The sequence below is a fragment of the Qipengyuania sp. NPDC077563 genome (genome assembly GCF_044901345.1).
GTDB classification, from domain to species: Bacteria; Pseudomonadota; Alphaproteobacteria; order Sphingomonadales; family Sphingomonadaceae; genus Qipengyuania; species Qipengyuania aestuarii.
Window position 1 is genome coordinate 367,647 of record NZ_JBJDPC010000003.1, and the last position, 12,094, is coordinate 379,740.

General features: G+C 63.0%; 12 protein-coding genes. 7 read left to right on the plus strand and 5 right to left on the minus strand.

Annotated features, from left to right (window positions below; translation table 11 throughout):
* Nucleotides 1–46: 46 nt before the first annotated feature.
* The 5 genes from ACI2I1_RS12915 (at nucleotide 47) to ACI2I1_RS12935 (ending at nucleotide 5,960) form a co-directional block, all read left to right on the plus strand.
* Complete coding sequence (locus ACI2I1_RS12915; RefSeq protein WP_404679425.1) at nucleotides 47–865, plus strand: division plane positioning ATPase MipZ; 819 nt, start codon at nucleotides 47–49, stop codon at nucleotides 863–865.
* Nucleotides 862–1,164 (plus strand): J domain-containing protein, encoded by a 303-nt coding sequence (locus ACI2I1_RS12920; RefSeq protein WP_221543698.1) that lies wholly within the window; start codon nucleotides 862–864, stop codon nucleotides 1,162–1,164. The genes ACI2I1_RS12915 and ACI2I1_RS12920 overlap by 4 nt, the downstream gene beginning before the upstream one ends.
* Complete coding sequence (gene pgmG, locus ACI2I1_RS12925) at nucleotides 1,161–2,564, plus strand: phosphoglucomutase/phosphomannomutase PgmG (protein ID WP_404679426.1); 1,404 nt, start codon at nucleotides 1,161–1,163, stop codon at nucleotides 2,562–2,564. The genes ACI2I1_RS12920 and pgmG overlap by 4 nt, the downstream gene beginning before the upstream one ends.
* Nucleotides 2,565–2,592: 28 nt before the next feature.
* Nucleotides 2,593–3,429 (plus strand): hypothetical protein, encoded by an 837-nt coding sequence (locus tag ACI2I1_RS12930; protein ID WP_404679427.1) that lies wholly within the window; start codon nucleotides 2,593–2,595, stop codon nucleotides 3,427–3,429.
* A 62-nt stretch (nucleotides 3,430–3,491) separates the two neighbouring features.
* Nucleotides 3,492–5,960: a ligase-associated DNA damage response DEXH box helicase gene (locus ACI2I1_RS12935; RefSeq protein WP_404679428.1), complete on the plus strand. Its 2,469-nt coding sequence runs from the start codon at nucleotides 3,492–3,494 to the stop codon at nucleotides 5,958–5,960.
* 176 nt (nucleotides 5,961–6,136) lie between these two features.
* On the opposite strand, the gene ACI2I1_RS12940 is transcribed toward ACI2I1_RS12935, so the two are convergent.
* The 4 genes from ACI2I1_RS12940 to ACI2I1_RS12955 all read right to left on the minus strand — a co-directional run bounded on the left by ACI2I1_RS12940 (nucleotide 6,137) and on the right by ACI2I1_RS12955 (nucleotide 8,791).
* Nucleotides 6,137–6,580 (minus strand): biopolymer transporter ExbD, encoded by a 444-nt coding sequence (locus ACI2I1_RS12940; protein WP_221543694.1) that lies wholly within the window; start codon nucleotides 6,578–6,580, stop codon nucleotides 6,137–6,139.
* Nucleotides 6,581–6,626: 46 nt separating this feature from the next.
* Nucleotides 6,627–7,157, minus strand: coding sequence for a biopolymer transporter ExbD (locus ACI2I1_RS12945; protein ID WP_221543693.1), 531 nt, complete (start codon nucleotides 7,155–7,157; stop codon nucleotides 6,627–6,629).
* Between the two features lie 78 nt (nucleotides 7,158–7,235).
* The gene (locus ACI2I1_RS12950) at nucleotides 7,236–8,051 is read right to left on the minus strand and encodes a MotA/TolQ/ExbB proton channel family protein (RefSeq protein WP_221543692.1); all 816 of its coding nucleotides are present in this window, start codon (nucleotides 8,049–8,051) and stop codon (nucleotides 7,236–7,238) included.
* A 47-nt stretch (nucleotides 8,052–8,098) separates the two neighbouring features.
* Nucleotides 8,099–8,791, minus strand: a complete 693-nt coding sequence (locus tag ACI2I1_RS12955; RefSeq protein ID WP_221543691.1) for an energy transducer TonB — start codon at nucleotides 8,789–8,791, stop codon at nucleotides 8,099–8,101.
* Between the two features lie 356 nt (nucleotides 8,792–9,147).
* Here ACI2I1_RS12955 and ACI2I1_RS12960 point away from each other — a divergent pair, with 356 nt between their 5' ends.
* Entirely contained in the window at nucleotides 9,148–9,975 is an 828-nt protein-coding gene (locus ACI2I1_RS12960; RefSeq protein ID WP_404679429.1) for a hypothetical protein, read from the plus strand.
* A 161-nt stretch (nucleotides 9,976–10,136) separates the two neighbouring features.
* Nucleotides 10,137–11,444 carry a homoserine dehydrogenase gene (locus ACI2I1_RS12965; RefSeq protein ID WP_221543690.1) on the plus strand — a complete coding sequence of 436 codons (1,308 nt, stop codon included), beginning with the start codon at nucleotides 10,137–10,139 and terminating at the stop codon, nucleotides 11,442–11,444.
* Here the strand turns inward: ACI2I1_RS12965 and ACI2I1_RS12970 are convergent.
* On the minus strand, nucleotides 11,398–12,051 hold the full coding sequence (locus tag ACI2I1_RS12970; protein WP_404679430.1) for a hypothetical protein: 654 nt from the start codon (nucleotides 12,049–12,051) through the stop codon (nucleotides 11,398–11,400). The genes ACI2I1_RS12965 and ACI2I1_RS12970 overlap by 47 nt on opposite strands.
* Nucleotides 12,052–12,094 lie beyond the last annotated feature (43 nt).

Here is a 12,094-nt window from a genome sequence, read left to right on the forward strand (position 1 = left end):
AATACCCCAGCGGCATCGAATACAACGAGAAGAAGAGCGACACGTCTTGTCCCAGACCGGCCCCCATTGGATTACTTTCGCCAACGAAAAGGGCGGGACAGGTAAATCGACGACTGCGATCCACGTAGCGATTGCGCTGGCCTATCGCGGTGCGAAAGTAGTCGGCTTCGATCTCGACCACCGACAGCGCACCTTCGCCCGCTATGTCGAAAATCGCGCCGAAACCATGCAGCGGCGCAAAATCGATCTTCCGACGATCGAATGCCAGACGATCCCGCCCATTCCCGACGACGAATTCGGCGATATCCTCAAGTGCCATGCTGCAGACGCCGATTTCATCATTATCGATACGCCGGGACGTGACGATCCACTGGCGCGCTTTGCCGCCACGCATGCCGACACGCTGGTGACACCGATGAACGACAGCTTTGTCGATTTCGATCTCATCGGCCAGGTCGAGGGTGAGAATTTCAAAGTGCGCAAGCTCTCGTTCTATGCCGAGCTGATCTGGGAGGCACGGATCAAGCGCAGCCGCCTCGCGATCGAGGAAGGGCGCGCCGAAATGGATTGGGTCGTGGTCCGCAACCGCACCGGACATACCGAAGCGCGCAACCGCAACCGGATCGAACAGGCGCTGGGTGAGATGTCGAAGCGTGTGGGCTTCCGCGTCACGCAGGGCCTTTCGGAGCGGGTGATTTACCGCGAACTCTTTCCTTCCGGCCTGACCCTGCTCGACAAGGGCCATCTGGGCGATCTGGGAACCAGCCATCTGGTCGCGCGCCAGGAGCTGCGCCAGCTCATGGCAGCTCTTCGTTTTCCCGATATCCAAAGATCAGAGGCTGCTGCCGAAAAGGTCGACGCGTGATCAAGCTGCTGGCGCTGGCGATCGGGCTGTCGTTCCTGTGCCGCTGGGCGCTCGGCAAATGGCCCTGGGATTATCTTCGCGCGCCATCGACGCGCAGTCAGGCGATCTTCCGGGCGCGCAAATTGCTCAATGTGTCCGCGCGGGCAGACCATAAGGAAATCCGCGAAGCCCATCGCCGCATGGCCGCGCTCGCTCATCCAGATCGGGGTGGGAGCAAGGCGCAGATGCAGGAACTCAACGCTGCTCGCGACCTTCTTCTAGACGATCTACCCTATGAAATTCCGGAGCCTCCCCGATGACACACGCATTCCATTCAACCGTCCTTCGCGAATACGACATCAGGGGTATCATCGGTGAGACCCTGGGCGCGGACGATGCCCGCGCGATCGGCCGGACTTTCGGTTCGATGCTGCGCGAAAAGGGCGGTAACAAGGTTGCCGTTGGATATGATGGCAGGCGGTCTTCGCCCATGCTCGAACACGCGCTCGTCGAGGGGCTTACGGCAAGCGGCTGCGACGTCGTGAGGATCGGCCTTGGCGCGACTCCCATGCTCTATTACGCCGAAGCTAGCGATCAAAGTGTCGATGGCGGGATCCAGATTACCGGAAGCCACAATCCTCCCAATTACAATGGCTTCAAAATGGTCTTCCAGGGGCGGCCGTTCTTCGGAAGCGACATTCAGGAACTGGGCCGACGTTCGGCTGCCGGCGAATGGTCCGATGGTGCCGGAGATGTCGAAGAGCGCGACATTCTCGACGAATATGTCGAGCGCATGCTGCAGGCCATCGCTGGCGTTGATACTGCGGCTCTGGCGGGCATGCGGATCGGATGGGACGCGGGGAACGGTGCGGCCGGACCGGCGCTCGAAAAGCTCGCGGCGCGCCTGCCGGGTGAACACCATCTGCTGTACACCGACGTGGATGGGGCCTTTCCCAACCACCATCCCGACCCCACCGTGGAGGAAAACCTCGCCGACCTGCGCGCGCTGGTAGCCGAGAAATCGTTGGATTTCGGCATAGCGTTCGACGGCGATGGCGATCGTATCGGGGCGATCGACGGCGAAGGCCGTGTTATCTGGGGCGATCAGCTGTTGATGATCTATGCGGAGGACCTGCTTCGGACACGCAAGGGCGCGACGATCATCGCCGATGTGAAGGCAAGCAGAGTCCTCTACGATCATGTCGAAGCGTGCGGCGGCGAACCCCTGATGTGGAAGACAGGCCATTCGCTCATCAAGTCGAAGATGAAGGAGACCGGTTCTCCGCTGGCCGGAGAGATGAGCGGCCATGTCTTTTTCGCCGATGATTATTACGGCTTCGATGATGCGCTGTATGCCGGGGTGCGTCTCATGACCTCCGCGGCGAGGCTGGGTAAATCCGTCACACAGCTGCGCAGCGATATGCCGCAGATGATCAACACGCCCGAAATGCGTTTCCAGGTCGATGAAAGCCGCAAGTTTGCCGCGATCGAGGAGGTCAAGGACCGGCTTTCGAACACCGATGCCGATGTAAATGGGACGGACGGTGTCCGGGTCAACACGGCGGACGGCTGGTGGCTGCTGCGCGCTTCGAACACGCAGGATGTTCTGGTCGCTCGCGCCGAAAGCGACAGTGAAGATGGCCTGGCGCGTCTCATGGCCCAGATCGACGAGCAGCTGCGGCTTTCGGGCCTCGAGCGCGGTGAAAGCGTGGGGCACTAAGCTCGGAATTTCAGACGGGGGTATGACTATGCGAAATCTCTTTCATGTCGCTGCGTGTGGCGCCGCTCTCATTGCAGCACCTCTTGCGGCGCAAGAGCAGGCCGGGGCAGAAACAGAAGAGGTCTCGCAACCGCAGCTCGACGAGATCGCCGGCATGATGAGCAATCTGTTCATCGCGGATCCCCTGACCGCCGAGCAGGAAGCCCGGCTTCCCGCGGCGCAGGCCGTGGTGGGCACGATGATGCCCGACGGGTTTTACGGCACCATGATGGGCAAAATGGTCGACAAGATGATCCGGCCCATGATGAGCATGTTTTCATCGCCGGACTTCGTTCTGGCAGCCCGTCTCGATCTGGACGAAGAGGCTATCGGCAGACTGACAGAGGAAGAGCAGGCCGAGATTTCCGCCATGCTCGATCCGGCGCTCGACCGGCGGGTCGATGCAATCATCGATGTGATGACGGGCAGGATGGGCGGCATGTTCGCCGTGATGGAAGAGCCGGTGCGCGAAGGCCTGTCCAAAGCCTACGCGGTCCGTTTCGATGATCGGCAACTGGCCGATATCGCCGCTTTCTTCGCGACGCCGACGGGCGGCGTTTACGCGCGCGAATCGATGGCGCTGTTTTCCGACCCGCAGGTAATGCAGGCGAGCATGAAGGCTCTGCCGACGATGATGAGCGGTTTCGGGAATATGGAAACGGCCATGACCGAGGCGATGGCGGATCTTCCGCAGGAGCGGGCCTATGCGGACCTTACCGCGGCCCAGCGGCAGCGGATGAGTGAACTGCTGGGTATCGATCAGGATGAACTGGCCAGCGTGATCAAACCGCCGAGACCGCCGGAAGAAGCGGTCGAGGTCGATTGAGAACTTCTTCGCCCGCTTGGCAATCGGGGGAACCGCGTTCTCGCTCCTTCGCTTGAGCAGAGATGCAGAGCGCCGTTCCTTCTGAAATCGCCGACTGGTTCGCGAGCCGGGGCTGGCGCATACGGCGCCATCAACGGGACATGCTTCACGCCAGCGACGAAGGCCGGCACAGCCTTCTCGTGGCGGACACGGGTGCCGGTAAGACGCTGGCCGGTTTTCTGCCTACGCTCGCGGCATTCGCACCCTCGCGCAATGGCGGTAATGCGCCGGAGGGATTGCACACGCTGTATGTTTCGCCGCTCAAGGCGCTGGCCCACGATGTCCAACGCAATCTGCTTACGCCCGTGGATGAGATGTCTCTGCCCATCACGGTGGAGACGCGGAGCGGCGATACGCCTTCCGACCGCAAGAAACGCCAGCGCACGAAGCCTCCGAACATTCTTCTGACGACCCCGGAAAGCCTCTCGCTGCTGCTGTCCTATCCCGACAGCGCAGAGATGTTCGCTGGCCTGAAACGCATCGTGATCGACGAGGTCCACGCCTTCGCCACCGGAAAGCGCGGCGATCTTCTCGCGCTCGCGCTGTCCCGGCTGCAAGCGCTGGCGCCCGATCTGCAGCGGGCGGCGCTATCGGCAACTGTCGCCAATCCCGAGGCCTTCCGCGAGTGGCTGGCACCGTGGGGTGACATCGACAGCGTGGCGCTGGTGAACGGTGAAGAAGGTGCGCCTGCCGAAGTCGAGATCCTGTTGCCCGAGGAACAGCGCGTACCTTGGGGCGGCCACGCGGCGACATGGGCGATACCGCAGCTTTATGAAGAGATTCGGCAGAACAGAACCACGCTGGTCTTTACCAACACGCGCTTTCTGGCGGAATATATCTTCCAGCATCTGTGGGATGTGAACGAGGACACCCTGCCGATCGGAATCCATCACGGGTCGCTTTCGAAGGAGGCACGCCGCAAGGTCGAAGGTGCGATGGCCCGGGGGGAACTGCGCGCCCTGGTCGCGACCGCCAGCCTCGATCTGGGCGTCGATTGGGGGGACATCGACCTGGTCGTCCAGATGGGCGCGCCGAAGGGTTCCTCCCGGCTGCTCCAGCGTATCGGGCGGGCCAATCACCGGCTCGACCAGCCAAGCCGGGCGCTGCTGGTGCCGGGAAACCGGTTCGAATTCCTCGAGGCGACGGCTGCGAAGGAAGCCGTGGATGAAGGCCAGCGCGATGGCGAGGATTTTAGGCCGGGCGGGCTCGACGTGCTGGCGCAGCATGTCATGGCATGCGCTTGCGCCGGTCCATTCCAGGAAGAGGCGCTGCTGGGCGAGATTCGCTCCAGCCTGTCCTATGCCTGGGTCGACGAGGAGATCTGGCACCGCGTGCTGACCTTCGTCGCGACCGGCGGCTATTCGCTCAAGGCCTATGACAAGTTCAAGCGGATAGTGCGCGACAAGGACGGCGTCTGGCGGCTGACCCATCCCGATCAGGCAGCGCGGCACCGGCTCAATGCAGGCATCATTATCGACAGCGAAATGCTCGAAGTGCGGATCAATTCCGGCCGCGGGCGGGGAGGGCGTAGCCTGGGCAAGATCGAGGAACGGTTTGCCGCCTCGCTCTCTCCGGGCGATACCTTCGCCTTTGCCGGGATGAGCCTCGAGGTCGTCAAGCTGCAGGACATGGAAGTGCTGGTCAAGGCGGCCACCTCCAATGCGATGATCCCGAGTTACGGCGGCCAACGCATGCCGCTGACGACGCATCTGGCCGAGCGGGTGCGCACAATGCTGGTCGATCGGCCGGGCTGGGCGCGCTTTCCCGACGATGTGCGCGAATGGCTCGAAGTACAGGACTGGCGCAGCCAGATGCCCGGGCCGGGCCAGCTGCTGGTCGAGAGCTTCCCCCATGCCAAGCGGCATTACAGTGTCTATTATACTTTCGAGGGCTGGAATGCGAACCAGAGCCTCGGCATGCTCATTACCCGCCGAATGGAGGACAGGGGGCTGCTGCCCGGCGGTTTCGTCGCCAATGACTATTCGCTGGCAGTCTGGGGGCTCAAACCCGTCGAGGATCCGGCCCCGCTGCTTTCACCTGACATCTTGCAGGATGAATTTATGGAATGGGTCCAGAATTCCCACCTCCTGCGGCGCGCCTTTCGCGAGGTGGCGGTGATCGGCGGGCTGGTCGAACGCCAGCACCCGGGAAAACGCAAGACCGGCAAGCAGGTCACGTTCTCGACCGATCTCATCTACGACGTCCTGCGCAAATACGAGCCCGACCATGTCCTTCTCGAAGCCGCGTGGGCCGATGCCCGTGAGCGGATGACCGATGTCGGGAGGCTCGGCGATCTGCTTGATCGCTCGGCTCGCGAACTGGTGCATGTGGAACTCGACAGGGTTAGCCCCTTGGCCGTGCCAGTCATGGTGATGATCGGGCGCGAGGCGACCCCTCAGGGCGCCGTGGACGATGAATTGCTGCTAGAAGCGGAAGACCTCGCCAGCGCCGCCATGCGGGTGAGCGCTCTCGACGAGGATTTCCTGGAGTAGCGCTTCAAGTGCGGGCCGGTGCCCCGCACCGACCATGCGTCACTCCGAGCTGAATATCTGCCGCCGATCACGCCGTTATCGCAGGCCTCGTGGGAGGGGCTGGGAAATTTGCGTGGGGCAAAGAAAAAGGGGCGGATCGCTCCGCCCCTCTTTGCAAGTAGTCTGGTTTTCGCGCCTCACTGCATCCCGGCCTTGCCGAAGGTGCGGTAGCGCTCGTTGCCGACGAAGCCGAACTTGGAAACGCCGCTGGCCTTGATGACCTGAAGCACGCTGGCCGAAAGGTCGTAGCTTGCGAGGGCTTCCGGCTCGAACTGAAGTTCCGGCTCGGGGTTGATCCGGGTCGACTGCTCGAGAAGGTTGACGAGGTCGCCCATCTGGATTTCCTCACCGTTCCAGAGCATCCGGTCATCCTGCGTGAGAACGAGCTTGTTCTTGTCGGGCTCCACATCCACCGGGGGCGGATTGGGATTGGGTTGCGGAAGATCGATGTCGACCGAATGGGTCGCGATCGGAATGGTGATGATGAACATGATGAGGAGCACGAGCAGGACGTCGATCAACGGCGTCATGTTCATGTCCATCATCGGGGCGCCATCATCCTTGCCGCCTGCCATAGCCATGGTGGTTTACTCCTGAATTCTTGTCCGGGGCCGTCGCGGGTTACGCTCAGGCGTTGGGATCAATCGGGTTCGAAATGAAGCCGACGATCGGATAACCGGCAGCCTGAACGTTATAGATCGCCCCTGCAACACAGGACCACGGAGCGTTGACGTCGCCGCGAATGTGGACCTGGGGGATCTTTTCCGGGTCGTCCATGATCGCTTCGGGTCCGCCGGCACGCTGGACGATGGTGTCCAGGCGCTCGAACGCGCGATCATAAAGTTCTTCGGAGGTCACAGGGGTAAGGTTGTTGAAGTAGACGCGGCATTCGCCGGTGCGCGATGCACCGCTGTAACCGGAATCGCCGGCGCTAAGGCCCGCATCGTCGCTGGTGCTGACCGTCAGGAGGAGGTTTTCCACCTTATCCTTCGATTCGACCGATTCGATCACCGGAATTTCCAGCTGCTCGATGGTCTGGATCGCGACCGGAACCGCGATCAGGAAGATGATCAGAAGCACCAGCATCACGTCCACGAGCGGAGTGGTGTTGATGTCCGACATCGGCGAGTCTGCCCCGCCTCCCATCTGGATCGCCATATTTACATCCTATCCGTATTCAATTTCACACGATTGACGCGAAGGACGCGGGCGGCGCCTGCCGCCCGCGTACCCTGCTTAGCGCTTGGTCGTGGTGGTGGTGGTGGTCGCACCGGCAGCAGGCGTGGTCGCCGTGGTGGTGGTGCGGCCAGCAGCTGCCTTGCCCGAAGCCTGCGTCGAGGTTGCAGTCATCGTTGCGGGCTTGATGGCGCCGCTCGAGTTGATGTTTGCAAGCAGGTCGGTCGAGAAGCCGCTCATCATGTCGGCGATGCGACGGTTGCGGCTCTGCAGCCAGTTGTAGGCGAACACGGCCGGAACTGCGACCAGCAGACCGATGGCGGTCATGATGAGTGCTTCACCAACCGGGCCGGCAACCTTGTCGATCGAGGCCGAGCCGGCCATGCCGATGTTGATCAGGGCGCGGTAGATACCGATAACCGTACCGAGCAGACCGACGAACGGTGCGGTAGCACCCACGGTTGCGAGGAAGGGCAGACCGCCGTTGAGCTTGGCCATGATGGCGTGCTCCGAACGTTCGAGCGAGCCGTGCAGCCAGTCGTGGGCTTCGAGGCTGTCGTTCAGCTTGGCATGCTTTTCTTCGGCAGACACGGCATCATCCACCAGCTGGCGCCATGCGCTGTTCTTTTCGAGCTTGGTCGAGCCTTCCTTGAGCGTGTTGGCGCGCCAGAAGCCGCCGCGCACGTCCTTGTACTGGCTCATGACCTTACGCTGTTCGAAGAACTTGGTGAACAGGATGTAGAACGAACCGACCGACATGATGATCATGACCGCAAGGATCGACCACGCAACGGGGCCGCCTTCTTCCATTGCCTGAAGGAAGCCGAACGAGCTCTGCGGCGCATCAGCTCCAGCAGCGAGAAGTGTGAAAAACATAGCGGATTATCCTCTTGAAATAGACGTTTTTAGGCTGCCGACGTCCCTTAGTCGGGCAGCACGTAACGGATCGATTGAGTTGTGGTAGAAGAGATCGGGTCCCCGGCTGCGTTGAGTGCCGGATTGTACCGTGCGTAACGCTGCATGCCGCGGCAGGCTGCGTCGTCGAGCGCACTCGAACCCGAGCTGCCGGTTACCGAACACGCCTCGACGCGGCCGTTGGCACCGATCGTGATGCGCATGGAGACGGTTCCCGATTCTTCGCGACGAAGCGCGCTGGAGGGATAGTCACCCTGGATTCGCGCAGCCCAGCGGTTCAGGCCGTCCGGCGATGCACCACGAGCCTTCGAAGGTGCTGGCGGTGCCGGCGCGGGCGCTGGCGGTGCCGGCGGTGCCGGAGGCGGAATACGCAGCGTCGGCGGAGCCGGCGGCGGAATATTCGGAGTCGTCCGGATCGTCGGCGGCGCTGGCGAAATGTTCATCGGCGGCGGCGGCGAAACCGGCGGAGGCGGGCTCGTCGGCTCCGGAATGTCTTCCGGTGGCGGCGGCGGTTCGTCTTCCGGCGGCGGCGGTGGCGGGGGTTCTTCCACGTCGATCGTCGTTACGCGCTCAACCACATTCTTCACCGCATCGATAGCGAGACCTGTGATGAGCAAGTAACCGAGGGCAATGTGGATAATGGCAACGATGATGATCGCGACGACGCGATTCCCACTCATCTGTTGGTCAGCATAAGCCATTCGGTTGCATCACTCCATCGTGTCCGCCCGATTTGCATCGGGCCATTTTTCGGCGCCGTGGGGGTGGACACCAGCCCGTGTCCCCGACGCCGCATTCCGTATAACACCTTCGCGATCCCGTTCGAGGTACGATGGCGCATGGCTGGGCTTGTTCCCGATAACGTCGCAAAACGCAACGATCCGGCAATATTGTATCATTAGCACAGTCCTGCCGCACCCCTTAGCGTCGCAGGACATGTGGAGCAAACGCTTTATCGGTTAAGCGCCGATTCACGGCCTTGTGTGAAGGGAACGGATAATTACTTCGATTGGTTTGCAAGATTGTGTCAACGTCAGGAATTTTCGGAAGGTCTGCTTTGTATTCATTGAATAAGCCCTTGCTGGGAGCCGCCGCCCTTCTGGCCCTCGCCGCTCCCGGATTCGCCCAGGCTCCCGCTCCCGCCGCGCTTACGTATGCGGACATCGTCGATCTGGCGGACGGGGCGCCTCTGGTGGTCCGGGCCAGGATCGCGGACCAGGTCGCGCTCAAGCCTGAGCGCGCCCCCGGTCTCGCGCCCGGTCATGTGCGCCTTTTCGTCGAAGCCGAAACGGTCGCCCTGCTTTCCGGCAATGTCCCGCTGGGCAAGGAGCTGACCTATCTGGTCGATGTCCCGCTGACGCAGAAGGGCAAGGTGCCCAAGCTGAAGAAGCAGGAAGTCCTGCTCTTTGCACGCAGCGTTCCGGGCAAGCCCAGTTCGCTGCAATTGGTGGGGCCGGACGCGCAGCAGCCTTATACTCCCGAACTGGAAGCGCGCCTGAGGCCGGTTCTGGCATCGCTCGTGGCCGCCGACGCGCCGCCCCGGATCACCCGGATCGCCGATGCCTTGGCAGTGGAAGGTGCGCTGACGGGCGAATCGGAAACCCAGCTTTTCCTCGACACCGCGAATAACGAGCCGGTTTCGATCACAGTTGTCCGGCGGCCCAATCAGCAGCCGCGCTGGGGTGTTTCCTGGACCGAAATCGTCGACCAGTCCGCGCGCCCGCCGCAGAAAAACACGGTGGAATGGTACCGTCTGGCCTGCAGCCTGCCGGCCGAGCTTCCCGGAGAAGCGAACCTGTCGCGCGATACGCGGGCACGGGAGATTGCCAGCCGCGACTATGCGTTCGTGATCCAGCAGCTGGGGGCATGCGAACGCTCGCTCTGAATGCGCAGCTTAGCCGGGCTCAAGACAAACTGGTTCACGGATGCCGCGGCCATGCGCTAGGCCCCCGGCCATGACATGTATTCGTGATGAAGCCGACCCGCTCGTTGAAAAACTTTGCGCGGCAAGCGTAGCACCCTGCTCTCTGAAACAGGGCGGCGCCCGTGGCTGATGCGCTGAGAATCGCCATTGCCGGGCTCGGGACCGTCGGAGCGGGCGTTATCCGCCTGATCGAGACGAACCGCGACATGATCGCCGCGCGCGCCGGACGGCCGATCGAGATCGTGGCCGTTTCCGCCCGCGAACGCGGCAAGGACCGGGGGGTGGATCTGGCGCCCTATGCCTGGGTCGACGACATGCAGGCCATGGCGCAGCGGCAGGATGTCGACGTGGTGGTGGAACTCGTCGGCGGGTCCGACGGTCCGGCGCTGACGCTGGCGCGCTCGGCTTTCGATGCGGGCAAGGGGCTGGTCACCGCCAACAAGGCGATGGTTGCGCATCACGGGCTGGAGCTGGCCGAAGCGGCGGCGATCCACAACGCGCCTTTCGCCTTCGAAGCGGCGGTTGCGGGCGGCATTCCGGTGCTCAAGGGCCTGCGCGAAGGGACGGCGGCCAATGCGCTGACGCGGATTTACGGCATTCTCAACGGCACCTGCAATTACGTCCTGTCCGAGATGGAGCAGACCGGGGCCGATTTTGCCGAAATGCTCTCGGCGGCGCAGGACAAGGGCTATGCCGAAGCCGATCCGGCTTTCGATATCGAGGGCGTCGATGCGGCCCACAAGCTGGCGATTCTCGCCGCGATCGGGTTCGGCACGACGATCGACTTTCCCAATGTGAAGACCGAAGGTATCACCCAGGTCCGGGCCAGCGATATCCAGCAGGCGGACACGCTCGGCTATGTCATCCGGCTGGTCGGGATCGCGGCGCTGGTGGGCGAAGGCGAGGACTGCCGCCTGCTCCAGCGCGTGCGGCCCTGCCTCGTACCGTTCCGCCATCCGCTGGCCGCCGTCACCGGGCCGACCAATGCCGTGGTGGCGGAAGGCGATTTTTCGGGCCGTCTTCTCTTCCAGGGCGCCGGGGCGGGCGACAAGCCCACGGCCAGCGCCGTGGTGGCCGACCTTATCGACATCGCCCGCGGGCAGAGCGGGGCGCCGTTCTCCGTCCCGACGACCAGCCTCGTCCAATGCGCCCCCGCCGATCCCGGCACGCGCATCGGGCGCGACTATATCCGCTTCACCGTAGCCGACCGGCCCGGCGTCCTCGCCGAGATCACGGCCGCCATGCGCGATGCCGATGTCTCGATCGAGAGCCTGATCCAGCGCGGGCGTGACAAAGACGGCGGCGATGTGCAGGTGGCGATGGTCACGCATGAGGGGCCCGAGCGCTGCGTCACCAAGGCGCTCGACCTGCTCGACGGCTCGCCTAGCCTGACGGCTCGTCCTCTGGTGATGCCGATCCTGAGCGATTGACCTCTTCCGGGCGACTGGCCTCGTCCGTCTCCAGCGGCGGCGGCAGGCCCAGCACCTCGGCATTGTCCTGCTGGCCCTGCGCCGGGGCGGGCGGCGGCGTGACCGTGCCATTACTGTTGCCGCGCGGCGCGAGCCCGCGCGCGATCCGGTCAGCGTCGGAGCCGGGCGGAGCATCGGGCAGTGTGGCAAAATCGATCATGTAGGCCGGCGGCTTGGGACAAGGGGGAATGAAGCAGAGCCCCGAAACGGTCGCGGGCCCCCGAAAAATCCCGTCCCCTGCAACATCGGGTGCCGGTATCTCATTGTGGTTCATCGTGCGCTGCGCATGACGCCGCTCGGCGCTTTCCTTGTCATAGAGGCGATTCTCTTCATCCGAACGCTTGCGGCAGACGACAATCTCGCCGGTGATGATCGCGGCGTCCTGATCGTCTTCGCAATCCTCATAGGTCCCGGCTTCGGGCGTCGTATCGACCCTGATGTCGATTTTGCCCGGCGCCCGGCCCGTCTGCGCCGGCGGCATGGTCTGGGCGGCGCCCGGCACCGCAGCGACCACGAACAGGGGCACGAATAAGGGAAAGCCCAGGGCCAACAGCGCCAGTCTCGACATTCCACCCCTCTCTGGCTATCCGCCGCGCATACGATTTCATGCA

What these genes read in the sequence shown, in the direction of transcription:
- ACI2I1_RS12940 (WP_221543694.1), bottom strand. Translation starts at nt 6,580, where the DNA reads ATGGCTATGGCAGGCGGCAAGGATGATGGCGCCCCGATGATGGACATG.
- ACI2I1_RS12930 (WP_404679427.1), top strand. Translation starts at nt 2,593, where the DNA reads ATGCGAAATCTCTTTCATGTCGCTGCGTGTGGCGCCGCTCTCATTGCA.
- ACI2I1_RS12950 (WP_221543692.1), bottom strand. Translation starts at nt 8,051, where the DNA reads ATGTTTTTCACACTTCTCGCTGCTGGAGCTGATGCGCCGCAGAGCTCG.
- ACI2I1_RS12935 (WP_404679428.1), top strand. Translation starts at nt 3,492, where the DNA reads ATGCAGAGCGCCGTTCCTTCTGAAATCGCCGACTGGTTCGCGAGCCGG.
- pgmG (WP_404679426.1), top strand. Translation starts at nt 1,161, where the DNA reads ATGACACACGCATTCCATTCAACCGTCCTTCGCGAATACGACATCAGG.
- ACI2I1_RS12955 (WP_221543691.1), bottom strand. Translation starts at nt 8,791, where the DNA reads ATGGCTTATGCTGACCAACAGATGAGTGGGAATCGCGTCGTCGCGATC.
- ACI2I1_RS12945 (WP_221543693.1), bottom strand. Translation starts at nt 7,157, where the DNA reads ATGGCGATCCAGATGGGAGGCGGGGCAGACTCGCCGATGTCGGACATC.
- ACI2I1_RS12970 (WP_404679430.1), bottom strand. Translation starts at nt 12,051, where the DNA reads ATGTCGAGACTGGCGCTGTTGGCCCTGGGCTTTCCCTTATTCGTGCCC.